The organism is Alicyclobacillus macrosporangiidus CPP55 (assembly GCF_000702485.1).
In the GTDB taxonomy this organism is placed as follows: Bacteria; Bacillota; Bacilli; order Alicyclobacillales; family Alicyclobacillaceae; genus Alicyclobacillus_H; species Alicyclobacillus_H macrosporangiidus_B.
Map to the genome: position 1 here is coordinate 1,824,079 of NZ_JNIL01000001.1, position 24,599 is coordinate 1,848,677.

A 24,599-nucleotide genomic window follows, 5' to 3' on the forward strand; every position below is an offset into this window, starting at 1 on the left:
TCTCCACAATACGCCTTCTATGATACGGCTTTCGGGCTCGGATTGCATGATTCCACATTTGTAGACATATCCGCTATAATGTGGGCGGGAAGGTGACAGGCGTGGCGTCGATTGGGGAAAAGGTGGCATACCTGCGCGAGCAGCGGGGCTGGACGTTGAAGGAGCTGTCCGACCGGTCCGGCGTATCCGTGAGTCACATCAGCGCGATCGAAAACGGTACACGGCCGAACCCGTCCATCGACCGAGTGAAGCGCATTGCGCACGCGTTTGGGGTGTCCCTCGCCTACTTCGACGACGATGCGCCTGCCCCCGACGTGGTAGCGAACGAGCTTCCACCGTCAGTCCCCTCCGGGCCATCATCGGAGCACCGGGAAGGTAGCACCAGGCTAAATGGCGATCCTGTAAGCAGCCCGGCCAGCAACAGGCGGGTTGACGCCGCTGCCGAGGGCCAGGGCGGCGACCCGGATATGATTTCGGACGTCATGGACCTGGCAAAGCGCATCCAGGCCTTGTATGATCACGAAACCGCCCGCTTCATCGCCTCGGAATCCTCACGTCCCTACGTAGCGCTGGCCAGGCAGTTGGCGGAGCAAGATTTGCTCCACGACGCCCCTCACCTACTGCAGGTGATCGCACAATTCATCCGGGATCGAGCGGAGGACTACGGGACAGCAGACCGATGAAGCTCTCCCCATCCTGAAAGCCATGCTTTTGATTAGGGAAAACCTGCGACTGCTAGCGGAAAGAAACGTCCACAGCCGACACAACCCATGGGTTCTCGTGGGCCAGTGGACTGCGCAGTACAACGAACAGCGCCGCAATCCCCGCTAGGTTGGGGTTCAATGGTAAAATGGGCTATTCTATTCATGCAGAAACCTATCGACTGCCGTTTGTCTGGCGCAGCAGATTAAGTGCGGCTTCAAGTCCCACATCCTTGCCTTCAACATAGTCCTGAAGTGTGGGGCTTATCGGCACATCGGGTTGAATTCCAATGCCGACAAACTCATGGTCATCTCCATCCAAGTCCCAAACACCGACCACTTGACCTACTCCGCCACCTGGCAATGGAAAATACACAGATTGCCCTGTGCTTCCACCAGTGGGCTCTCCAACAATCACGCCTCGCTTTGCGGACTTAAACGCAATCACAAAATCCTCAGCAGCGCTATATGTGCGCGCTGACGTGAGTAAAATCACGGGTCCGTCAAAACGTGGAAGGTTCGTGTTTGGATGCAAATCATACTCCTCACGCGGAGCCAGCCAAAAACGGTCCGTCATACCCCAACTCACGAGTACGGGCGCATTTACAGGAATACGAACGCGAAATGTGGATACTGGCTCGGATATCAAGCGGGCGAGGATACTGTATCCGTTATTCGTGTTTCCACCTGGATTATGACGTAAATCGAGAATAAGGCCAGTGATACCATCAAAATCCTGAAATGTTTCATCGAATTGAGAGGATATATCCGGACTTTGAAAGTGTGGAAGAACAACATGCACAATGCCGTCTTGCCAATGTTGAGTCTCAAATTCTTTCACAGGGGGAGTACTGTCGGCTACCCCAGTCCAAAGTATAATCTGCTCATCAGGCAATTTGGCTCGGAGTGATACCCGTTCTCCCTTGTTCCTGCGTAAGAGTGTATCAGCAACCTTTACAGCAAGGTCTTGTGGAGTAGAAGCAGACGTCTTTGACGCGACGAACTTGACGACGTCCTCAATAGGGGTGCTATCGACTTCGACGATCACCGTTCCCCTAGGCAGTTCTCCACCACTCACCACCATGGCGAGGCCCTGTTCTGTCAGAAGTGGATCGAGTTGAAGATTGGGATACGCCCATTTGTGTCTTATGCAGGCGGGAAAATGTACGAAAGTATGTCCATCACCAAGGGTAGCTGCGAATGATTGCAGAAGTGTGTAGTAATCCTCTAATCCAAGTGGACCGGTATCCAATAAAGTTGACAGATAGTCTCGAAACAATTCGTCCCAATTAACGCGACGTCGATTCCAAAAGGGAAACACTTCTTTCGCCTTTGCCCAGAATAGACATAATCCATAAATCTCATCGCTCAGAGACAAATGAGTCGGCTCGTGCGACGATAATGGCGGGGCTTTCGGATGATCAAAATCGCCTTGGAATAAAGCTAAGATCTTGTTGGACAAGTTGACATCAAGTATGGGTTCATCATGGTTGTTCGCCACGAACAAGTATCCCCTTTCCATGAGAGCCCCGAAAGTAATACCCTATTTTGGAATAGCTCATAACTGCAATAAGCATGACCCTGGCACCAGTTGAAACCTCATCCCGGCGCCAGGGTGGTTTACCCGGAAGCGTCAACGGAACGCAGTCATCCGGCCAGTGTCATCCCGTCACCCGATGGCCACGTCCGGGTTCACGTCGGCCTCGTAATCGACCCCGTCCATCTCAAACCCGAACAGCCGCAGGAAGTCCCGCCGGTATCCTTCGATGTCGGTGAGCTGTGCCAGGTTTTCGGTGGTCACCTGCTCCCAGCCGGACATCACGGCGGTCTGGACGTCCTCCCGCAATTCCAATTCATCCAACCGAATCCGGCCCTGGTCGTCCACAGGTACCTCACCGCCCTGGTACAGGCGATGGGCGAGCAGCCGGTACATCTGGTGGATGCAGTCCTCGTGCAAGCCTTTCTCCTTCATCACCTTGAACAGCAAGGAGATGTACAGCGGAACCACCGGGATGGCGGAGCTGGACTGCGTGACGACCGCCTTGTTGACGGACACGAACGCCCGTCCGCCGCGCGCCCGAAGCCGCTCGTTCAGCCGCAGGGCGGTCGCTTCGAGATCATCTTTCGCCTTGCCGATGGTCCCGTCCCGGTAGATGGCGCGCGTCAGGTCGGGACCGATGTACGAGTAGGCCACGGTGGTGGCCCCGTCCGCCAAGACGCCCGCTTCCTCCAGGGCGTCCATCCACATCTGCCAGTCCTCCCCGCCCATGACGGCGATGGTGTCGCGGATCTCCTCTTCGGTGGCCGGCTGGACCGTGACCTCGGTGACCTTGCCGGTGTGCACGTCCACCGTCTTGCTCGTGAAGGGCTGGCCGATGGTTTTCAGGACCGAGGAGAAGGTCTCCCCCGTGCGCGGATGGCGGCGGCGCGGGGAGGCCAGGCTGTAGACGACGAGATCGACCTGGCCGAAGTGGGTGCGGATGAGATCGATGACCTCGTGCTTCACTTCATCCGAGAAGGCGTCGCCGTTGACGGTCTTGGCGAAATGGCCGGCCCGGCGCGCCGCCTCCTCAAACGCCGCCGTGTTGTACCATCCGGCCGTCGCGGTGCGGTTGTCGGAGGCCGGTTTCTCGAAGCACACCCCGATGGTGTCGGCGCCGCAGGCGAAGGTGGCCGCGATCCGCGTCGCCAGTCCATAGCCGGTGGAGCAGCCGATGACGAGCGCCTTCTTGGGCCCGTCGACGCGCGGCTGCGATTGTATGTAGTCGATCTGCTCTTGCACGTGCGCGGCGCATCCCACCGGATGGGCCGTCGTGCAGATGAACCCTCTGACTTTCGGCTTGATGACCATATGTCCCCGTCCTTTCAAAGTGCGATGTCTCCCTCCAACACTTGGATCCCGGCGGCCCGCAAAGCGGCCACTGCTTCGTGCAATTGGCCTTCGTCCCGGCACTCCACCGTGTGCAGGTGAAACCCTTCGGTCAGCGACGACAGCAGGAGCGCCTTGGTCTCCGCGACGCGCTGCAGGAACAGGGCAACGTCCCGCCGGGAAGAAAGATGCAAGGCGCCCCGCAGCTCCCCGTAGACCGGGTGCTCTACCACCACGTCCACCACGTGAAGGCCGTGATCGACCATGGTGTACAGCTCCGTCTCCGTCAGCTCCGGCGGATGGCACACGGAGAGCACGAAGGAACGGCGCGCCGGTTCCCCGGGGCGCAGCCAGTATCCGCGCGGCGTCGACAGGATGGGCTCGCCGGCGGCGCGCAGGAGCGCGATGTCATGCACGACCACCTGCCGCGTCACCCCGCACAGGGCAGCCAACTGCGCCCCCGGGATGGGCTCGCGGCTGGCCCGAAGCGCTTCGAGCAGCACCTGTTGACGTTCCCCGCGCTCCCTCACCGCCACGGACATCCCTCCTGCTCACATCCGCTGCACCTCGCTGTCCCCATTTTAGAGAATCGCGAGGGAATTTCCCAGCAGGAAGGACAGCCGCGCGCCGATGCGGGCCTCGGGCTGCTCGGGCTACCCGTACTGTCCTCACTTGAGGCCGGACTGCAGGAAACTGTTGACGAACTGGCGCTGGAAGATCAGGAACAGCACCAACAGCGGCAGGATCACAATCCAAGTGCCAGCCGCGATCATCGACCACTGCGCCCCCGTCTCGCCCATCTGCGTCAACAAGGACAAGCCTACGGTGAGAGGCTGGGATTTCGGCGTGTTGGTGACCACCAGCGGCCAGAGAAAGTCGTTCCAGTGGATGCTGAGCGAGACCAGCGCGAACGCCGACAGAGCCGGCCGGGCCGCCGGCAGGTACACGTGCCACAGGACCTGCCACCAACGGGCACCATCCATCACCGCCGCCTCCTCGAGCTCCCGCGGGACCTGGCGGAATGTCTGCCGCATCCAGAACGTGCCCATCGCCGAGGCGACATACGGGAGCATCACGGCCACCTTGGTGTCGAGGAGTCCAAGCGACCGGACGGTCGTGTAGTTGGGACCAATGAGGGCGCTCGCCGGCACCATCAGCTGCAGGAGAAACAGCGTGAACAGAATGTTTTTTCCGCGAAACTCGAACCGGGCGAAGGCGAACCCGGCCAGGGTGATGAACACGCATTGGACCACCAGGATGCCGACGACGATCACAATGGTATTCAAGTAGTACGAAGCGAACGACGCGCTCTGCCAGGCCATGGCGAAATTTTGCAGCGAGGGCTGCAGGCCCGCGAACAGGGACGTCAGGGCGTCCGGGTCGTCGGGCGACTTGAAGGCCGTGAGTAACGTCCAAAACAGAGGAATGCACCAGAAGACCGCCACCACCAGGCCGACGAACTGCAGAGCCACTCGGCCGGCTCCCCGCATGGGACGCCCTCCTTTTACTGATAGTGTACGCGCCGGTCCACCCAATTCTGGAGCAGCGCACAAAGGATCAACAGGACAATCAAGATAGCCGAGAGCGCTGAGGCTTTACCGAAGTCGTTGAAGGTGAAGGCCTGTTGGTACACGTAGTACAACAGGGTTGCCGTGCTGTTGTTCGGCCCGCCCTGCGTCATGATGTACAGGTGATCCACCGTCTGAAATGCGTTGACGATGGCGATGGTCGTCACGAACAGGGTCGTTGGCATCAACAGCGGCAGGGTCAGGCTGAAGAACTTGCGGACGGCGCCGGCACCGTCGAGATCGGCCGCCTCGTACACGTCGGCCGGGAGATTCTGAAGGCCGGCGAGATAGAAAATCATGTAGAATCCGACCTGCTTCCAGATCATCGTGAGGATGACCGCCCACATGGCCGTGCCCGGCTGTCCGAGCCAGTTCACCTGGCCGAGCCCAAATCCGGCGAGCGCCTGGTCGATGAGCCCGTACTGCGGCGTATAGAGAAACAGCCAGATGGAGGCCGCGCTGACCATGGGCAGAACGACGGGGTGAAAGAACGCGGCCCGCAGCACCGGGGACAAGACCCCTGGTTGGTTGACGAGCAGCGCGAACAACCGGCCCAGCACCAGGCTGAGTGGCACGGTCCCGAGGATGAACCACCCGGTGTTGGCGAGCACCTGGCGAAACTCCGGATCCACCCACAGACTCTGGTAGATGGCGAAGCCGGCGAACTCCGGCTGTGGATGAGCGCTGTCGTTGTAAAACAGGCTGCCAGCCGCCGCCTTCAACATCGGCCAGAGCGTGAATACGGCCAGGAAGGCGGCCGAAGGCAATAACATCAGGTACGGCTGCAGCCGGATCCACCTCCGGCGTCCGGAGGGGGTGGAAGCCGGCACAGCGGGATCGGCAACGGCAGAAGCCATATACGTTCCTCGCCTTCAAGACCGAGCCGGGGGCGCGGTGCTCCGCGCCCCCGGTTCCCGGCAGAATGAAATGGTTGTCCGGATGGCGTCAGCTGGAATACTTGGACAAGAGTTGGTCGGCCTTCTGCTGCGCGTCCTTCAAAGCCTGTTCCGGCGTCTTCTTGCCGGTCAGGGCCTCCTGGCAGGCGGTCGACAGAATCTGCTGGACCTGCTGGCCCTCGTGCGTCGCCAGCTCTTTGTCGGCGTACTGAAGCTGATCCCGAGCCACCGCGCCCTGTGGCGTCTTGGCCAGATAGTCCTTCATCGCCTGCGTGTCGTACGCCTTCGGCGTCACGGCGATGTATCCGGTCTCCATCGACCACTTCGCGGCGTTGTCCGGCGAGGTCAGCCACTGCGCAAAGGTCAACGCCGCCTTCTCCTTCTCCGGCGTGGTCTTAAAGATGTACAGGTTGCCGCCGCCCGTCGGCGTCCCGAACTGCTCCTTCTTCGGCAAGAAGGCTACGCCGACGTTAAACTTGGCCTGCTGCAGGATGTTCGCGAGGCTGCCCGACGAATGGTAGATCATCGCCGCCTTGCCGGTGGTGAAGTCGGTCGGCGCCGTCGCCCAGTTGATCAGCCCCTTCGGCTCCACCTTGTACTTGTTCGGCAGATCCACGAAGAATTGCAGCGCCTCGACGACCTTCGGATCGTCGAAGTACACCTTGTTCGCCGCATCGCCCACGACATTCTTGCCGTTCTCAATCGCAAACGGTTGGAACTCCCAATAGGTCAGACCGCTGGTCGGAATCTCCAGGCCCCACTGGCTGCCGTCCGGCTTCGTGAGCTTCTGGGCGTCGGCGACCAGCTCGTCCCACGTCTGCGGTGGTTGGGAGATGCCCGCCTTCTGGAACAGGTCCTTGTTGTAATACAACACGAGTGTGCTGCGCTGGAATGGAATGGACCAGGTCTTGCCATCCGCCTGGGAATTCTTCATGAACGCCGGATAGAAACTCTGCAGCCAGTCGGTGGCGCCCGCCTGGCTGGCGAGATCGTCCACCGGGACGATGGCGCCCATATCTTTCAGCGTGAACAGGTCGGTGGACAGAAGCACCGCCACGTCCGGCGGCGAGCCCGCCTTGAACGCGGTCTGGACCTTCGTCATCGTGCTGGTGTAATCCCCGGTGAAGTTGGCCGTAACCTTGATATTCGGATGCGAGTCGTTGAACGCCTGCACCAGCGCCTGGACCTTCTGCGCGATGGGCCCGGAGACCGCGACCGGGAAGTCGAAGGTCAGATTTGTTACCGTACCGCCCCCCTGCGTTCCACCGCCCCCTGCGGTGTTTCCCGCCTGATTGGCCGGTGCCGTTGCGCCACCGCCGCAGCCGGCGAGCGCGACCACCGTTGCGGCCGACAGCGCTACCGCACGCCATGTTGCCCGTTTGATTCCCACGTTCTCTCCCCCTTGTGTTTCGTGCAGAGCCATACCGGACGGGTCGTCCCCGCAAGCTCATCTTACTATGTTCTCTTTGCGCAGAAAATCCATCCGCGGCCGGCTTTACAAGATGTTTACTTGGTTACCTCCGCCCGCAGCCGCGCGTCCGACGGCAGCGTGGCGCACAGGATGGCGGAGACCAGCGGCAGCACCGTGATGAGGGTGAACACCACCCCCACCCCCCAGACGTCCGAAATGTGCCCGAACAGGGTGGCGCCGATGCCGCCGGCGCCCACGTTGAATCCGATGTTGAGCCCGGAGGCCAGCGCGATGTTGCGCGGCAAGAGCATCTGGGCGTACACCACGGACACGGCGAACGATCCCAGTACCGTAAAGCCGAACAAAAACAAGACGATGGCCGCCCATACGCCGCCCACGCGGGGCAGGAGCCACGCGAAAGGCACGGCCAGGGCGAGGGAGCCGACCAGGACGCGCTTGCGGCCCAAGCGGTCAGACAGCAGCCCGCCGAAGAAGGTCCCCACGGCCCCTGCCGCCAGGAACAGGAAGGTCAATAGCTCCGCCTTGCCCAACGCCATGTGCTGATGCACGTAGAAGAACGGCAAAAATCCCGCGACGCCGATCTGGCACCAGGACCGCAAGATGATGGCGACGCTGAACACCGCCAGGGCGCCGATGCGGTTGCGGCCCGCCACCTGGCGTTTGGCCAACCGCTCCTGCTCTAAGCGCGCCCGGTACCAAGGCAGAAGCCGCCAGGTGAGCAGAAACGCCAGCACCCCGAGGGCGAAGAACACCGTCAACCCGCGCACCCCGGTGGCGATGAGGAAGAGGGGCACCAACAGCGGTCCCAGGGCCTGCCCCGCGTTGCCCCCCACCTGGAAAATGGCCTGAGCGAGCCCCTTGGCCCGCCCAGCCGCAAGATGGGTGCCTCGCGACGCTTCCGGGTGGAAGATCCCCGATCCGAGCCCCGACAGGGAGATGAACACGATCACCCACCCGAACGAAGGGGCGACGCCGGTCATCGCCAGTCCGAAGCAAGTCAACGTGACCCCTACGGGGAGGAACCAAACGCGGGGGCGCCGATCCGTGATCCAACCGAACAGGGGCTGCATGACCGACGACATCAAGTAGGAAAACAGGACGATGAGGCCCGTCTGCGTGTAACTCAGATGAAAGGCGGACTTATACAAAGGCAAGAGGGCCGGCACCAGGCCGACCGTCATCAGATCATTGATGAGGTGCGCCCCGCTGAAGGTCCACACCGCCTCTTTCTTTAATGTCTGCCCCGGCGACGGCGCCGGTACGGCCACCATCTCGGCCATTCGATTCTCTCCTTTCTCCTCTCCGCAACGCCCGGCGGCCCGGTGTCATCCGGTCGCTCCGCCCATCCACCGGACGATCTCGCTGTACATCTCGCCTACCGGTGCCTGCCCGTCAGCGAGCCCAGCCTCCACCACCACCCGTGGCATCCCGTAGACCACGGCAGACGACGCATCCTCTGCGACGACGCGCCCGCCGGCCGACTTGACGGCCCGGCAGCCAGCCAGGCCGTCCTTCCCCATCCCGGTCAAGATCACCGCGAGCACGCGCTCCCCGAACACGTCGGCGGCCGAGGCCAGCGTGATGTCGATGCACGGCTTGTACAGGGGGGCCTCATCCGAGGCGTATTCGCACGGCGCGCTGTCCTCCGGCCAGACCCGCAGCGCGATCCCGCCGGCCGCTCCGGCCAGGGTGGTCTGCTGACCGGAAGGCGCGACGTAGGCCGTCCCCGGGCGGAGGATCTCACCATCCTCTCCTTCTTTCACGGCGATCGCCGACAACCGGTCGAGCCGCTCCGCCAACGGGCGCGTGAACCCCGCCGGCATGTGCTGCAGGACCACCAACGGCACAGGAAAGTCTGCCGGAAAGTTCGGCAACAGCCGGGCGAGGGCGGCGGGGCCGCCCGTCGAGCAGCCGATGACCAGCACGCCGGGCACCCACCCAGCCGGCTGGCCAGCTCGATCCACCCGATGACCATTGGCCTGCCGACTTGCCAATCCCTTCACCGTCCTGCACAAAGTGTCGACACAAAGCCGCTGTGACGCAAAAATGGGGCTCCGGCGCAAAGAGGCTGTGGTATCCTGAAAATATCTTCACGCCCCGCCTGCCGGGGCGGCTAGGCGAGGAAGTGTGTGCACCGTGCCGCAAACCCTGTGGAAGCTGCGTGCGTTCTACTTCTTGACCGGCCTCTCCGGAGGGCTCTTCGTCCCCTACCTGTCGATGTTGCTGGTGCAAAATGGCCTGAACAGCGGCGAAGTCGGCCAGGTGATGGCCATCGGCACCGTTGTCGCCATCCTGGCGCAGCCCTTGTGGGGACTGGTGGTCGATCGCTTCCATGTCACCCGGCTCACCCTCGCCCTCAGCGCCCTGATGCCCGGCATCATCGCCGTCCTGTACAACATCCCGTGGCTGTGGCTGGTCGCCCTCGCGAACGCCGTCAGCAACCTGTTCTCCGCCCCGCAGGCCCCCATCGCCGACGCGTACGCGGTCGCCACCGCGAGGGCTTTGCGAACATCTTACGGCACCATCCGCTGTTTGGCCAGCCTCGGCTTCGCCGTCGGCGGCTACGCGGGCGGACTGTTTCTCGTGCACCTGCCGCTGCAGCGGCTGTGGATCCCGTACGCGGTGGCGGGCTTGTGCGGTGCGCTGATCACCCTGACGTTTCCGCGGGAGACCCACGGTGTGGGCCTCGGGGGATCGTTTCAGGAAGGGTTGTTGCAACTGCTGCGGGATCGACGGTTTCTGGTCTTCCTGGCGGGCGGGTTTCTGGTGAGCCAGACCCTCACCGCCTTTAACACGTATTTCGCCCTGACCTTCCGGGACATGGGCGGGTCCATCTCCCTCACAGGCGTGGCGTTCCTGCTCGCCTCCGGGACCAACGTCCCGTCCATGCTGATCGCCGCCCGCCTCAACCGCCGCCTCGGGCGGGAGCGGATGATGACCATCGCCGCCATCGCCTACATCCTGCGCTGGAGCATCCAGGCCCTCGTGCCCATCCCCTGGGTGGCCATCGCCATCCAGGTGCTGCACGGCATCTCGTTTGGCTTCTACTACGTGGCCGCGGTCGATTTCGTCTTCTCCTCCGCCCCGCCGCAGCTGCAGGCCACGGCCCAGAGCATCTTCGGCATGATCTGCGGCGGTCTCGCTGGGATCGTCGGCAACCTGCTCAACGGTCTCTTGCTGCACAGCGGCGGCGCGGCCGCCATGTACTGGGCCTGCACCCTCAGCTCCGCTCTCGGCGCCGCCTGTTTCTGGTACGTGGCGAAGGTCCGGCGACCCGCCGGTCCCCGCGTGGGCCTCCGGCGCCCGGTGCTGCCCTGGGCGAGCCGCTGACGGTATACGCATCCATCCCCCTGGTCATCCTATCCACTCAGGGGGAATGTTGGATGAACATGCAGCAGGCCAAGGAGATCGTCAACTCACCCGAGAACGTGGTGGTCTTGTTCGAGGGCAAGCCGGTGTGGATCGACGAACTGGACGAAGCCACCGGAATCGCACTGGTGCACTCGGAGACCGACGGCAAACCGATGCGCGTCCGCGTGGACCGCTTGCACGCGCAGTGAACCCGGCGGCGTGAGTCCGATGGGTTGGTTGTGTGCGCTGTACGTTGCCAATGTGTTGGCCCTGGTGGCCATCGCCTGGCGCCATGTGAAACGGCCGGCGGAGGCCTTGACTTGGTTATTGATCGGCCTCGTCCTGCCAGGGCTCGGCCCCGCCCTGTACGCGAGGATGGCCCAGCCGCTGCGTACGGGGGCGGGGGCCGTGGAGGCGGGGAGAGCCGCAGCGGGGGCGGAAAGTGCTGGCTTGGAATCCGCGGCCGCCCCGCCGTTCGGCCGGGCGGCCCGGGCGATCGCGTTCGCGATCGAACGCCTGACCGGCGCGCCGCCCCTGCCCGCTCAGGTGCAAGTGCTGTGCAACGGGACGGAGACGTATGACCACCTCATCCGCGCCCTCCGCAGCGCCGAACGCACCATTGATCTGGACTACTATATCTACCGGGACGATCACGTGGGACGCCTGGTCTCGGACATCCTCATCGCCCGCGCCCAGGCGGGTGTGCAAATCCGCTTCCTCCGCGACGGCGTCGGGAGCCGCAGCTTTCCGCGCGCCGCGGCCGAGCGACTGGCTGCCGCCGGGATCGCGTGCCGCGTGTTCTTTCCGCTGCGATTTCCATGGCTCGACGCACGCCTGAATCACCGGGATCACTGCAAGATCGCCGTCATCGACGGGTGCGATGCATTCGTCGGGGGCATCAATGTGGGCGACGAGTACACCGGGCGCAAGCCGGGCGTCGGGTGGTGGCGGGACACACACCTGCGCATACGCGGCGAGGCCGTCTCACAGCTGCAGGCGGCCTTCGAGGCCAACTGGGCCCTCGCGGACCCGGACCAGACCGCTCGTTCACAGGTCTTACGAGAGTTCTCCGAATCCAACATGGAAAGAGATGATCATGGCGGGGCAGACTCCGCCGCCGGCGACTCGTCCGGGCGGCGCGCACGCCCACGGCCGTGGCGCCCGGCGATGAGTCCGGCCGGACGGATGTGGAACGTGGAATTCGGGCCCGATCCGCTCGACGACGCCGACGCCCCCGAGCCGCTCCTGCCCGCACGCACGCAGACGGTCACCGGGCGCCCGGATGCTGCCGTGCAGGCGGTGCGGGACCTGTACTTTCTCTGCATCACGCAGGCGGAGCGGCTCGTCGACATCACGACGCCCTACTTCGTGCCCGACTCGGACATCCTGGCCGCCATGAAGACCGCCGCCATGCGCGGCGTCCGGGTGCGCCTCCTCGTGCCCCGGCGCTGCGATCACGTCATCGTCGGCATGGCCAGCCGCACCTTCTACCGCGACCTGCTGCAGGCCGGCGTGGAGATTTACCTGTACGAGACCGGCATTCTGCACGCGAAGGTGATGCAGGTGGACGACGAGATCGGCATCGTCGGCGCGGCCAACTATGATCTGCGCAGCTTCCGCCTCAGCTACGAGGTCTGCCAGGTGATGTACAGCCGCCCCGTGGCCGCGGAGTTGACGCGCCAGTTCGAGCGCGATCTCGAGCACAGCACCCGACTGACCATCGCCGATCTGGACGGGCAGCCCCGCTGGCAGGCGGCCCTGGATCAGGCCGCGCGCCTGCTCGCCCCGCTGTTGTGAGGCAGCACGAACGATCACGCCAAGCCCTTTCGCCCCTCAATGAGGGCCGCCTTCAGGCAAAACGATGTCGGCTTTCCCGCCTGGTCGAGCGTGATCCGGAACTCCGCCCGCCAGGCGGGTGGTGCCTCCGCCAGCCGCCGGGCCAAGTGGGCGCGGGCTTCGGGCGGAGTGTCCGCGCGATCGACCCAATTGGCAAAATCGAGCGCCAGGTACCAGCGCCGCCGCACGCAAAAGGCGAGCCCCGCCGCCGCGAAGGCGGCCTCCCACTCGGACAGCCGCCACTCGCGCACGTGGGACGGGTCGCGCGTGCGGTCGATCTCGTTGATGAACGCGTCCATCGCCTCGTCCTCGGGGGCGTGGTGGTCGATCGCCAACACGCGCCCGCCTGGCGCGAGGACCCGCGCCATCTCCCGCACCGCCTGGCGGAAGTCCGCGAAGTGATGGGCGGCGAAGCGGCACACGACGAGATCGAACGCCTCATCCGGGAACGGCAGCCGCTCCGCGGCCCCCACGGCAAATGTGACATTCTCCACACCCCGCGCCCGCGCCAGGCCTTCGGCCACCCGGACCATGGGTTCCGTGAGATCGATCCCGGTGCACCATCCCGCCGAAGACGCCAACGCCAGGGCCGTATGGCCGGCACCGGTGCCCACGTCGAGCACGCGCTCCCTTCCCTGGAGGGCCGCTGCTTCGACGAGCCAGGCGAGGTCCTCCCCTTCGGCAAACAGCCGCTCATCCCGGTACTTCTCCGCCCGATTTCCGAACTGCGCCACGACGCGCCGGTGATTCGCGTCCTGCATGTCTTCCCTCACCTCCTCCGGCGGCGGCGCGCCGCCCAGTCGCGCACGGCGTTCACCCATACCAGCACGAGGAATACGAATCCAAGGGCCAGGGCCCCGTCCCCCGCCGCGTACGCGGCGTGGAACCGCAGCCACAGCCCGGCGAAGCCGCTGACGCACAGCAGCAGCACCCAGATGGCGCGCACCACCAACCGCTCCTGGCGATCCAGCCGCTCCATCACCTCGTCCCAGTCGACCTGGACGCGGATGCCATCGTCCGCGACCCGCCGCAACACCCGGTCCATTTGCCCGGGCATCCGCGCCATGGCGGCGGCGGACTCGCGCACGGCGTCCATCACCAGATCCAGGCCGGCTGCCCCCGCCTCGCCGAAGGCGAGGCGCGCCAACCTCCGGGCCAGGCGGCGAAAGCGCGCCTGTGGCGCGGTGCCGCCGGGATCGTCCGCCTGCGCTGCCAACACCGGCAAGGCGCGGGTACGCAGGATCTGCATCCAGTCGATGTCCGGCTCCAGATCGGTGATGAGCCCGGTGAGGATGCCGACGGCGCGGCCGAGGAACAGGTATTCGGCCCGTACGATGATGGGCCCCTGATGCAGGAATGCCTGCAGCTCCTCGACGAAGGCGTCCAGCTCGGGGCCGCGCTCGAGCCGAATGCCCTGCAGGCGGTCCAGGATGAAACCGACGGCGCGGCGCAGCACGGCGCGATCGGCGTGGGGTTGAAGGAATCCGAGATCGGCAATGGCCTGCACGACGCCATCCAGATCCTGGGTCAGGGCGGCGCGCACGAGGCGGGCGAACGTCCGCCGGTCGGCTTGCGGGATGTCGCTCATCATGCCGAAATCGAGGAAGCACAGTTGCCCCGCGGGGGTTACGAGGAGATTGCCGGGGTGCGGATCGACATGGACGAATCCATGGGTGACGACCTGGTGCAGGTAGCTGTCGATGAGCGTGTCGACGACGTCCTCCACGCGTACGCCCCAGCGGGTGTACCGGGCGGTATCCGTCACCTTGGCGCCCTCGACGAATTCCATGACGATCACGCGCCGGGCCGAATACGCGTCGTACACCCGGGGGACGGCGATGCGCGGATCGGAGGCGTGCTGTTGCTTGAAGCGCCGCAGATGATCGGCTTCGCGGCGGTAGTCGAGCTCCCGCTCGACCATGGCGGCAAACTCCCGGTACAGGCCCTCGGCGTTGATGCTCCGGCCGAGGCGGGTGTGGCGGTCGAGGAAGCGCACGACCTTGCGCAGGGCCTGAAGGTCGGTGCGGGCGAGCCGTTCGATGCCCGGCCGTTGCACCTTCACGGCGACGGGCGTCCCGTCGGCGAGCACGGCCTGGTGCACCTGGCCGAGGGAGGCCGCGGCGATGGGTGTCTCGTCGAATGCGGTAAACACCTCCGACAGGGGGGCGCCGAGCTCCGCTTCGACCAGCGCCCGCACCTCGGGAAACGGCGCGCCGGGGACGGTGTCCTGCAGCTGGGTCAACTCGCGCGTGAACGCGGCAGGCAGTACGTCGGCGCGGGCGCTGAGAAACTGGCCGACCTTGACGATCAAACCCTGCAGCCGAAGCGCAGTGGTGCGAAAGCGCGCTCCGGCGCGCTGGTACAGGCGGGCGGATGGATCGGCGGCTTGGGCGGAGGCATGGGCTGCTGGGGCGGCTGTCGCGGCTGAAGCGGCCGCGCCGGGGGCGGCTTGGGCGGCCGCGCCGGGGGCGTTTCCCCGTTGCTGCAGCCGCTGCGCCCGCCACGCGTCGAAGACAAGGCGGAACGCCAGCCAGAAGATGGCCAGAGATCTGATCAGTTGCGAGCGCATCCACCGGGGCCGGCTGCTGGCTGAGGCCCCCGAACCGCGGGCCGTGGGCCGCCGCATGACCGATGATCGGTTGTCGTCTCGTGCTCCGTGCCATGATGTTTGCATATTTCGAACTTAAACCGGCCCGTAGGGGATGTCAATGCGGGTGTCGCCAGTTTTACACAACAACGAACCAAATACATAATAGCGTTAAGAACAACGGCAGGAACAGATGGTCCGGCCGGGGTCTTCTCGGGGGCTGGGGGAATCGCATCGGCCGGGGGCGTCGCAGGGAGTCGATGAGCCGCACGCCAAGCCCTCCCTTCAGTTTGTGATTTTTTTCACAATTCTATGGATAAATTTCGACGATTATGTGAAATCCCCTTCCCCTCGGCCGTCTTCGCGCGCACGCTCGAGAAAGCAGGTGATCTCATGCAGGAACACCGTACCGCGGCAGGTTCCACAGGCGAGGTCTTTCGCGTGGCCCTGCGCTTGGGCCTCACCTCGTTCGGCGGGCCCATCGCCCACCTGGGCTACTTTCGCGACGAATACGTGGCGCGGCGCCGCTGGCTGGACGACACCACCTACACCGATCTCGTCGCCCTCTGCCAATTCCTCCCCGGTCCGGCCAGCAGCCAGGTGGGCATCGCCATCGGCCTGCTGCGCGCCGGCATGCCGGGGGCCATCGCCGCTTGGCTGGGCTTCACGCTGCCGAGCGCCTTGGCGCTGGCCCTCTTCGCCGCTGTCCTCCAGCGGTGGCACATCCAACAGGCGGGGTGGCTGCACGGGCTCATGATCGTCGCCGTCGCCGTGGTAGCGCAGGCGGTGTGGGGCATGGCCAAGTCGTTCGCGGCCGGCCGCACCCGCGCCGCCGTGGCCGTACTGGCCGCCGTCGTCACCCTGCTCTGGCCCACCCCGTGGACGCAGGTCGGGGTGATCTTGGCCAGCGGGATCGCAGGGTGGGTGGGGATGAAAGCGGACGCCACCCGGCCTGCGCCGCCGCTTCCCATCCCGCTGTCGCGGCGGTTCGCCATCGGGATGTGGATCGCGTTCTTCGCCCTCCTCCTCGGGCTGCCCGTGCTGCGCGCGGCCTGGCCGGCGCAGGGCCTGGCGCTGTTTGACACGTTCTACCGCGCCGGGGCGCTGGTTTTCGGCGGCGGGCATGTGGTGCTGCCGCTGCTGCAGAGCGCGGTCGTCCCGCCCGGGTGGGTGACGAACGACGAGTTCCTCGCCGGGTACGGCGCAGCGCAGGCGGTGCCAGGCCCGCTGTTCACGTTCGCCGCGTACCTGGGCGCGGTCATGCATCCGGCGCCAAACGGGTGGTTGGGCGCGTCCATCGCGCTCGCCGGCATGTTCCTCCCCGCCTTCCTCCTGGTGTTCGGCGCGCTCCCCTTCTGGAACGCGCTGCGCGCGCGGCCGGGTTTCCAGTCGGCCCTCGCGGGCATTCAGGCGGGCGTCGTCGGCATCCTGCTCGCGGCCCTCTACGACCCGGTCTGGACGAGCACGATCCACACGCCCCTCGATGTCGCGCTGACCCTGATCGCCTTCGTTCTGCTCAGTGTGTGGAAGCTGCCGCCATGGGTGGTGGTCGTGATGTGCGCCTTGACGGGATGGACGGTGTTTGGAGGGTGACACAGGTCAGGCGGTGTGGCCTCGGCGAGCACAGGGTCGGAAGTAGGCATGCGAGGAGGAAGGTAAGAACGACACCGGGGCACGGGCTGTGCTTGGGACTGGGTGTAGGCTGGGGTGGTCTGGGGGCGGCCAGGGACGGCCGGGGTAGGCTTTGAGCAGTAAGATCAACTTTGACTGAATTGAAGAGCCGCGCCAGGAGCTAAGTTCAGGAGCGACGCTAACATCAGATCAGGTCACCGGGATAGGAACAGATTTCACCTTACAGATGGTGTTCCAGCCCCTCGGCGGGATCGATAAATGTAAACCGGTTGCTATCCGTGCTGTGCGCTTGTCGTGTAAATGCAAATCGGCTGCTATACTTTCACGGGGCTGGCTGAATAAGCAAAATTCGTTCGTTACGTCGGGAATGGGGACCTCATGAAGGGGTACCGGACACCCGATTCGCTAGGGGAACGCTCCCCACTTTTCCCTATTCTGCACCCGCCACAGTGGAATCTTTTCCTTAAGAACATTGTACGGAATACACCGCGGTGTGGTAGAATAACACTGTATATGGCAGGAGGGTTATCCCCTCCTGCGGGTTGGATGGAATCCCGCCATTGGTTTGGTCGCCTGGCGGGATTCGCCTTTTGCAGCCCGGATGATGTCCGCCCCTCCCGTGTCGATTCTACCAAAATCCGTCTACGCACGACCGGAGGTTTACAAAGGTTCATGAAATTTCCGCATGAAGGCGTAGGGCTTCTCTTCCAATACCCCGAATATGGCAAGCGTTGGATCGGCAGCGTGGTCTCGGGACTCGGCAATCAGGTGGGTTGGATGGGCCTGGTCTGGCTGGCCATGGATTTGTCGGGGAGCGCGGCGTCCATCGGGATCGTCACGCTGCTCTACCAGCTCCCCCAGGCCTTGCTGGCACCGGTGGCGGGTGCCCTGCTCGATCGCTACCCGCGCGCCCGTGCCATGGCGCTCGCCAATCTGGCGCTTGCCGCGGTGTTCACCCTCATCCCGGTGCTGGCTCACGCGTTCGGCCGTCCCGCCCTGTGGGCCATCTTCGGATTGACCGCGTTCGCCGGGGCCATTCTGCCAATCGATACCACCGGTGCCGGACCGCTCGTGGCCGAGCTCGTTCCGCGGGATCGACGCTCTCAAGCGAATTTCTTGAATCAGACCGCCTTGGCCGTCGTCTATTTGGCGGGGCCGGCCTTGGGCGGGGTGTGGGTCGCCGGCTTCGGCCCCATCGCGCCGCTCTACTTTGACGCCGCGACGTTCCTGTGCCTCGCCCTGCTGATGTGGTCCATCGCGCCCGCGCGACCGCAGCCGGTGGCCGGTCGCCAGGGATTCTGGATCGATCTCACCGCTGGGACGAGCTATCTGCTCCGCCATCGCCCGCTGCTGGCGATGTCCATCCTGTCGCTGCTGTTCAACCTCTTCTACGGGCCTTACATGGTGCTCATCCCGGCGCTCGCTCAGTCCCACCTCGGCGGACCGGCGGCGCAGGGCCTGGTGTGGATGGCCTTTTCCTTGGGGGCGCTCGCCGGAGGCATGGTTTGCTCGTCGCGCCGGTGGCCATTCCGCCCATCGGCTTCCCTGGCGGCCATCATCGTCCTGTGGGGTATTGTCACCTTCGCGCTCGCCGGTGTGTGCACCCGAGTGGGTCCCACCTGCTTCGTCATGTTCCTCGGCGGGTTGGTGTTTTCGCCCTGGGGAGCGCTCGTGACGACGATCCGGCAACACCTCGTCCCGCCCGCGCTGCACGGCCGGGTCTTCGGCACCTCCGCCCTCCTAACGGCCGCCGGCACACCGATTGGGGCGTGGCTGACCGGCCTGCTCCTCCCCGCCCTGTCCCCGTCCCGCATCCTGGCGTTGGCGGGCGCGTTCACCATTGGGGTGGGCCTGGCGGGCGGTTGGTGGCCAGCCATTCGTCAACTGGATGCGAAGGAAGCCGAAGGAAGGTCTGCGGGGATACCGGTGTAAACGCTCCCTGCTTGTCCGACTTCGAGCCGGCTCACCCGACTTATCCCACCTCAACCACCACCTGCTGCCTCAGCCCGGCGGTTCGGGCGAATGCGAGGGCCTATGGTACACTGAAACGGACGGGGCCCAGCGGGTCTGTCCACATTCACGAGGAGGTCGTACCGGTGAGCCGGCTGGACGAGATTCTCGAATTCAACCAGCGGTTCGTCGAGAACCGCGAGTATGAACCGTATCAAACCTCGAAGTTTCCGGACAAGAAGCTGGTCGTGCTGTCCTGCATGGACACACGCTTGACAGATTTGCTCCCGCGCGCGATGAACCTCAAGAACGGCGACGCGAAGTTCATCAAGAATGCGGGTGCCGTGGTGTCGCACCCGTTTGGAAGCGTCATGCGCAGCATTCTGGTCGCGGTGTACGATCTCGGCGCCGAAGAAATCCTCGTCATCGGCCACTACGGCTGCGGTATGACCAGCCTGAATGCGGACGCCACCATGCAGAAGATGCTCGATCGCGGCATCTCGCGCGACACCATCAACACCCTGGTTCACGCAGGGATGGATTTGCGGACGTGGTTGAAGCGGATCGAATCCATTCCGGAAAGCGTCCGCGAGAGCGTGGAGATGATCCGACGCCACCCGCTCCTGCCGAAGTCGGTGTACGTGCACGGATTGGTGATGGATCCCGACACCGGAAAACTCGACCTGGTGGTCAACGGGTACCAGGAGCGCTGACCGGGGGAGGGCCGAGGGGTTTCCCTGTGTTTTCAGCCAAAGATGACGTTGGCCGCTGGTGTCAACGGCGAGACGGCAGCGGTTTATGTATGTTTTCACCTTACGATCGCGGTGGCGCAGCGGCATAATGTACAATTCCACTTTATCGGCGGCACCGCCGCACACATTGCAACGGTTTTGACTTCAGTCCGTCGTCCTCCGCAGTCGAGAAGCCCTGATAAGGTAATCCGGCGCATTTAATTTTCTGTATCGCCGCGCGATAACGTATCATCGCCGCCTTATTTGGCGCAGCGGTACGGCGATAAAGCGTATTTCGGTTTTATCGGCGGACCTTGGACAAATCCCGCCTCGCGGCTCTGCAGCTCACCCCTCGCACGCCTGCGCCGCCCTTGCGATTCCGCAGCCCACCACCCTCACCCCCGCGCCACCTCTGCACCGGCCATGGCCATCACCGTCACCATTCCGATCACCACCACCGCCAACGCCATCATCCGCCGCGTCAGCGTGCCCTCCCGGCCTGGCAGGCCGGCGATGGACGCCGCCAGGGCGACGCGCGACGGGGAGGCCATCGTCAGGTTCGATGCCGCCACATTCTGCAAGACTGCGTACAGGGCCGGGGACTGGTGCAACGCGTGCGCCATCGTGCTCTGGAATGGCGCGAACATGGCATTGGCCGCCGAGTTGCTGCCGGTGATGAAACCGCCGAGGCCGCCCAGCACCGGCGAGACGAGGACGAATCCCGCGCCCAGCCAGTTCGCCAACGCGTGCGAAACCCCATCGATCATCCCCGCCCGCTGCATCACTGTCGACATGGCCACAAACCCCGCCGTCGACACCGCCACCGGCCAGACCTGCACCAGGGTCCGGCACACGCACCCCCACGCCTGACGCCCCGTCAAGCGAAACAGCACCATGCCCGCGAGAGACGCCAGGAACAGGGCAAAGCCCGGGCTCGTCAGCAGGGGCAACTCGAATTGGAGGGAGGGGGCGCGGAGGACCAGCGGGATCGACAGCCAATGCGAGAAGGCCGGCCACAGGTTGGCCGCCAGACTGAACCCCACCAGCACCCCGTACGGCGCCAGGCATCGCCACAATGGCAGCGCAGCCCCAGTTCCGCCCTCTGTTCCAGCCGTGTCTGTCCCCGCCGCCGTCTCGCGCACGGTCGATCGCGCCGGCTTACCCACCACGCTCAGAAACATCACCAAGGCCCCGGCCGCCACGCCGCCTGCGATCACGCCGGCGAGCGGCACCGCCACATACGCGTTCACCGCCCACGTCGCGGCGCTGAGAACGGCCCACACCAGGAGAATGGCAGGGGTATGGCGCCAGACGGATCGCCACCCGCCCGCGACCCCCGCAATCACCCCCGCATAGAGAAGATAGAGCGGCACCGTCATCCAGGCGCTGCCCACGCCGAGGGTCCGCAACGGCACCCCGGACAGCTCGGCGTTGAGCACGGTGCCCACGGCCAGAGCGCCCCACGGCACAGCGGATTGCGTGAGCAGCGCGAGCACCGCCGCACGTTCTGGAGCGAATCCCAGCGCCAGCAGCAACGGCGCCGCGATCACGATGCCGATGCCGAACCCGGTCGTCGCCTCGAGAAACGGCCCGAGAGCGGCGGAGATGAGCAGCGCCTGGTGGACCGGCGTCCCGGCGCTGCGGGCCATCACGCGCGAAAGGGCGTCGAGCGCTCCCGCCTCGCGCAGCACGTTGTAAAGGAGAAGCCCGAACAGGAGCACGTAGATGACGATGAATGAGAGGAGCAGCCCCTTGGCGGTGGCCATCCCGATGGCGTGCGTGACGGCGACAGCACCCGCGTCCCCGCTGCCGCGTCGCGAAACCCCGGCACGGCCACCGCCACCACGACGGCGAGGACGTACGCCAACACCGCCGTCCGGGCACTCGACAGGCGCAGCCCCAGGAGGCACACCAGTGCAACGAGCACCGGCGACACGGCCAACAGCTTGTCCCATCCCACGCGCGCAAGCACCTCCGCACAGACCCGCCACGGGTCACTCACTCCAACGCGATCACCTTGCCCGGGTTGAGGATGTCATGCGGATCGAACGCCCGCTTGACCGCGCGCATCAGCGGCAGAAGGCTCGCACGCTCCTCGGCGACGTAGCGCATCTTGCCCGTGCCGACACCGTGTTCGCCCGTGCAGGTGCCGCCCCGCTCCAGGGCGAAGCGGACGATCTCGTCGTTGATCCGCTCCGCCACCGCCACCTCCTCAGGGTTATCGGGATCGACCATGAACTCCACGTGATAGTTTCCGTCGCCGACATGGCCGAGGATGGCCCCGTAGATGCCGTACCGATCGATGGTTTCGCGCGCCCGGCGGATGGCCTCGGGCATATCGGAGAGGGGCACGCACACATCCGTCACCTTCATCCGCTTGCCGGGGGCGGTGGCGGCGATCGCCAGCGCCGCGTCATGGCGGGCCTCCCACAATTCGTGGCGGGCGGCGCTGTCCGTCTCGAAGCGAAACGCCACCGCCCCCTCCTCCCGGCAGATCTCCTGCGCCAGCGCCACGTCCGCCTCGACCGCCGCCTTCGTGCCCTGGAACTCGAGGAACAGGGTCGGCGTCTCCGTGTAGTGGGTGCCGCGGAACCGGTTGACCGCCGCGACCGTGTGCTCGTCCACCAGCTCCACCCGCGCCACCGGGATGCCCGATCCGATGATGCCGTACGCCGCCTGACACGCCGCATGAATGTCCGGGAACTCCGCCCGCGCCGCGACGATGTGTTCCGGGATGCCGTACACCTTCAAGGTCAGCTCGGTAATGACTCCCAGCGTCCCTTCCGATCCGATGAAGAGCCCCGTCAGGTTGTAGCCCGCCGAGGATTTGCGCGCCATGCTGCCTGTTCGCACAATCGATCCGTCGGCGAGCACCACCTCGAGATCGATCACCTGGTCCCGCATCACCCCGTAGCGCACGGCCGTCGTGCCGCTCGCGTTGGTCGCCGCCATGCCGCCGATGGTCGCGTCGGCACCGGGATCGAGCGGAAAATGCAGCCCGTGTGGCGTCAGGTGCTTGTTCAACTGCGTGCGCGTGATGCCCGGCTGAACACGCACCAGGAAATCCTTCGGCCGCACCTCCAGCACCTGGTTCATGCGCGTCATGTCGAGGCTGATGCCGCCCCGCTCCGGGATGACGTGCCCCTCCAAACTGGTGCCGACGCCAAACGGCACCACCGGGACGCGGTGCTCGTTGGCGAACGCCAGCACGCGGCTGACCTCGTCCGTCGTCACCGGGAACACCACCACGTCCGGGCGGCGCGGGGCGTGGTAAGACAGGTCGCGCCCGTGCTGATCCAGGGCCGATTCGCCGCTCGTCACGCGCTCCGCGTCGGGGATGATGTTCAGCAGCGCCTCCCGCAGGTCCACCGCCATCACCCCCTCACCGCCCCTGCCACTGGGGCTTGCGCTTCTCCAGGTACGCCCGCACGCCCTCGGCGAAATCGGCGCTGCCGTACACCCGGCGGATGACCTCCTCGTACGCCTGCTCGCCGTCCGGGCGGCCGAGGTACTTGCCCGCCACCTTCGCCGACCACACCGTCAACGGCGCGTTCGCCGCGATGCGCTGGGCCACCTCCGCCACGTGATCGTACATCGCGTCGTCCTCCACAATCGCCGTCAAAAACCCGCACGACAGCGCCTCTTCCGCCGGCATCATGCGGGCTGTGAACAGCAGCTCCTTGGCGCGCATGAAGCCCAACGCGTGGCCGACGCGGCGCAGGTTGTCCAAACTCAAGCAGTTGCCGAGGGTGCGCGCCATCGGTGCGGCGAAGCGCGATCCTGGCGTCGCAAACCGCAGATCGCATGCGGTCGCCAGGATCAGCCCCCCGCCCACCGCGTACCCCTGGATGGCCGCGATGGTCGGCATCGGCAGCTCCTCGAGCATCTGCACCACGCGGTCGATCCGCTTCTCATACGCCACCCCGTCCTCCCCGGTGAAGGTGACGAACTGCCCGATGTCGGTCCCCGCCGCGAACGCCTTGCCGCCGTCCCCGCGCACCACCACCGCTCGCACCGTCTCGTCCTGGTGAAGCGCCGAAAGATGCTGCTCCAGTTGCTCGTACATCGTCCAGGTCAAGGCGTTGAGCGCCTCCGGCCGGGACAAAGTCAGCCACACCACATCGTCCCGCCGCTCCCACAACACGGCCCCTTCGCCGTGGCGGTGCTCCATCCCCTGCGTCTGCGTTGACACCCTGCGGTCCCTCCTCGTATCATCGTCGTGTATACAGTGTACTGCAGGCCGAGGGTTCTGAACAGGCAGACGTGCCGCAAAAGGGGTGGGGCTGTGGACGGGAATTCCATGGCGGTGCAGCGGCCGGAACCGCTGTATCAGCAGGTGTACCGCATCGTCCGCCAGCGCATCCTCGACGGCGTGTACAAGCCGGGCGAGGTGCTGTCGGAGAGCGGGATCGCACAACAACTTCAAGTCAGCCGAACGCCAGTGCGAGAGGCGCTGCGGCAGCTCATCAGCGAGCGGCTGGTGACCGCCGACGGCCCGGAGATGGCAGTCGCCAACCCCACGCGGGATGAGTTCATCGACCTGTACACGTGCCGCACGGCGTTGGAGATGGTCGTGGCGGAGCGGGCCGCACGTCTGGCGACAGCGGACGACGTGGCGGAGATGGAGGCGGCCCTGCGGGATGCGGAGGCGGCCATCGAGGAGTTCGATCACGCCCGTGTCCACGCGGCCAACACCCGCTTCCACGACCTGTTGGTCAGCTGCGCGCGCATGCCCATGCTCTCCGCCCTGCTGGACACCTTGCGCGGGCCCATTCTCATCGCCCGGCGGCGCATCCTGGCCGATTCGGTGGACACGGAGCGCGAGATCCTGGCGGAACACCGGGCCCTGCTGGCTGCGGTGCAGGCGGGCGATGCGGAAGCGGCCCAGGCCGTGATGCGCCGCCACATGGCCAACGATCTCGGCCGCGGTCTTCGGCTGTACGACGAAACCCCGGGGTGAGCCGTCACGCCCATCGGACGGCGCCCCCTCCCCGTTTCATTCCTCTCCGCTGATCTCCATCTTCCAACGCGTGCACACCGGTTCAT

21 protein-coding genes are annotated in these 24,599 nt (G+C 65.1%); 8 read left to right on the top strand and 13 right to left on the bottom strand.

What is annotated here, in order from left to right:
* The first annotated feature begins 101 nt into the window (after nt 1-101).
* Complete coding sequence (locus tag N687_RS22130) at nt 102-683, top strand: helix-turn-helix domain-containing protein (protein ID WP_051663098.1); 582 nt, start codon at nt 102-104, stop codon at nt 681-683.
* Nucleotides 684-876: 193 nt separating this feature from the next.
* Here the strand turns inward: N687_RS22130 and N687_RS23050 are convergent, their stop codons facing one another.
* The 8 genes from N687_RS23050 to N687_RS0109080 form a co-directional block, all read right to left on the bottom strand.
* A complete protein-coding gene (locus N687_RS23050; RefSeq protein ID WP_197029248.1) occupies nt 877-2,202 on the bottom strand; it encodes a S41 family peptidase in 1,326 nt (441 codons plus the stop codon).
* 168 nt (nt 2,203-2,370) lie between these two features.
* Nucleotides 2,371-3,552 carry an enoyl-ACP reductase FabV gene (gene fabV, locus N687_RS0109050; RefSeq protein ID WP_029421550.1) on the bottom strand — a complete coding sequence of 394 codons (1,182 nt, stop codon included), beginning with the start codon at nt 3,550-3,552 and terminating at the stop codon, nt 2,371-2,373.
* A 14-nt stretch (nt 3,553-3,566) separates the two neighbouring features.
* Nucleotides 3,567-4,106, bottom strand: a complete 540-nt coding sequence (locus N687_RS0109055) for a transcription repressor NadR (protein WP_231493442.1) — start codon at nt 4,104-4,106, stop codon at nt 3,567-3,569.
* 132 nt (nt 4,107-4,238) lie between these two features.
* The gene (locus tag N687_RS0109060; RefSeq protein WP_051663099.1) at nt 4,239-5,060 is read right to left on the bottom strand and encodes a carbohydrate ABC transporter permease; all 822 of its coding nucleotides are present in this window, start codon (nt 5,058-5,060) and stop codon (nt 4,239-4,241) included.
* A 14-nt stretch (nt 5,061-5,074) separates the two neighbouring features.
* Nucleotides 5,075-5,995, bottom strand: coding sequence for a carbohydrate ABC transporter permease (locus N687_RS0109065; RefSeq protein ID WP_081841276.1), 921 nt, complete (start codon nt 5,993-5,995; stop codon nt 5,075-5,077).
* 88 nt (nt 5,996-6,083) lie between these two features.
* Nucleotides 6,084-7,424, bottom strand: coding sequence for an ABC transporter substrate-binding protein (locus N687_RS0109070; protein WP_197029249.1), 1,341 nt, complete (start codon nt 7,422-7,424; stop codon nt 6,084-6,086).
* Nucleotides 7,425-7,540: 116 nt separating this feature from the next.
* Nucleotides 7,541-8,746 (bottom strand): MFS transporter, encoded by a 1,206-nt coding sequence (locus tag N687_RS0109075; RefSeq protein WP_231493443.1) that lies wholly within the window; start codon nt 8,744-8,746, stop codon nt 7,541-7,543.
* A 45-nt stretch (nt 8,747-8,791) separates the two neighbouring features.
* Complete coding sequence (locus N687_RS0109080) at nt 8,792-9,460, bottom strand: CheB methylesterase domain-containing protein (protein WP_197029250.1); 669 nt, start codon at nt 9,458-9,460, stop codon at nt 8,792-8,794.
* Between the two features lie 142 nt (nt 9,461-9,602).
* Between N687_RS0109080 and N687_RS0109085 the strand changes: the two genes are divergently transcribed.
* The 3 genes from N687_RS0109085 to N687_RS0109095 are packed head-to-tail and all read left to right on the top strand — an operon-like array spanning nt 9,603 to nt 12,614.
* Nucleotides 9,603-10,796 (top strand): MFS transporter, encoded by a 1,194-nt coding sequence (locus N687_RS0109085; RefSeq protein WP_051663101.1) that lies wholly within the window; start codon nt 9,603-9,605, stop codon nt 10,794-10,796.
* Between the two features lie 53 nt (nt 10,797-10,849).
* The gene (locus N687_RS23055) at nt 10,850-11,026 is read left to right on the top strand and encodes an H-type small acid-soluble spore protein (protein WP_081841278.1); all 177 of its coding nucleotides are present in this window, start codon (nt 10,850-10,852) and stop codon (nt 11,024-11,026) included.
* A gap of 19 nt (nt 11,027-11,045) precedes the next feature.
* Nucleotides 11,046-12,614, top strand: a complete 1,569-nt coding sequence (locus tag N687_RS0109095; RefSeq protein WP_029421558.1) for a phospholipase D-like domain-containing protein — start codon at nt 11,046-11,048, stop codon at nt 12,612-12,614.
* Nucleotides 12,615-12,628: 14 nt separating this feature from the next.
* Here N687_RS0109095 and N687_RS0109100 read toward each other — a convergent pair whose 3' ends face one another.
* Together N687_RS0109100 and N687_RS22135 are read right to left on the bottom strand one after the other, a co-directional pair.
* A complete protein-coding gene (locus tag N687_RS0109100) occupies nt 12,629-13,414 on the bottom strand; it encodes a class I SAM-dependent methyltransferase (RefSeq protein WP_051663102.1) in 786 nt (261 codons plus the stop codon).
* An 8-nt stretch (nt 13,415-13,422) separates the two neighbouring features.
* Nucleotides 13,423-15,327: an ABC1 kinase family protein gene (locus N687_RS22135; protein WP_156040096.1), complete on the bottom strand. Its 1,905-nt coding sequence runs from the start codon at nt 15,325-15,327 to the stop codon at nt 13,423-13,425.
* A 306-nt stretch (nt 15,328-15,633) separates the two neighbouring features.
* Here N687_RS22135 and chrA point away from each other — a divergent pair, with 306 nt between their 5' ends.
* The 3 genes from chrA (at nt 15,634) to N687_RS0109120 (ending at nt 19,535) form a co-directional block, all read left to right on the top strand.
* Nucleotides 15,634-16,833 carry a chromate efflux transporter gene (chrA, locus tag N687_RS0109110; protein WP_029421561.1) on the top strand — a complete coding sequence of 400 codons (1,200 nt, stop codon included), beginning with the start codon at nt 15,634-15,636 and terminating at the stop codon, nt 16,831-16,833.
* A 711-nt stretch (nt 16,834-17,544) separates the two neighbouring features.
* Nucleotides 17,545-18,804: an MFS transporter gene (locus N687_RS0109115; protein ID WP_029421562.1), complete on the top strand. Its 1,260-nt coding sequence runs from the start codon at nt 17,545-17,547 to the stop codon at nt 18,802-18,804.
* Nucleotides 18,805-18,968: 164 nt separating this feature from the next.
* Nucleotides 18,969-19,535 carry a beta-class carbonic anhydrase gene (locus N687_RS0109120; protein ID WP_029421563.1) on the top strand — a complete coding sequence of 189 codons (567 nt, stop codon included), beginning with the start codon at nt 18,969-18,971 and terminating at the stop codon, nt 19,533-19,535.
* 413 nt (nt 19,536-19,948) lie between these two features.
* Here the strand turns inward: N687_RS0109120 and N687_RS0109125 are convergent, their stop codons facing one another.
* The 3 genes from N687_RS0109125 to N687_RS0109135 form a co-directional block, all read right to left on the bottom strand.
* Nucleotides 19,949-21,319 (bottom strand): L-lactate permease, encoded by a 1,371-nt coding sequence (locus tag N687_RS0109125; protein WP_029421564.1) that lies wholly within the window; start codon nt 21,317-21,319, stop codon nt 19,949-19,951.
* Between the two features lie 232 nt (nt 21,320-21,551).
* On the bottom strand, nt 21,552-22,922 hold the full coding sequence (locus N687_RS0109130) for an FAD-binding oxidoreductase (RefSeq protein WP_029421565.1): 1,371 nt from the start codon (nt 22,920-22,922) through the stop codon (nt 21,552-21,554).
* Nucleotides 22,923-22,935: 13 nt separating this feature from the next.
* The gene (locus N687_RS0109135; RefSeq protein ID WP_197029251.1) at nt 22,936-23,745 is read right to left on the bottom strand and encodes an enoyl-CoA hydratase/isomerase family protein; all 810 of its coding nucleotides are present in this window, start codon (nt 23,743-23,745) and stop codon (nt 22,936-22,938) included.
* 93 nt (nt 23,746-23,838) lie between these two features.
* Here N687_RS0109135 and N687_RS0109140 point away from each other — a divergent pair, with 93 nt between their 5' ends.
* Nucleotides 23,839-24,513 (top strand): GntR family transcriptional regulator, encoded by a 675-nt coding sequence (locus N687_RS0109140; protein WP_029421567.1) that lies wholly within the window; start codon nt 23,839-23,841, stop codon nt 24,511-24,513.
* Nucleotides 24,514-24,599 lie beyond the last annotated feature (86 nt).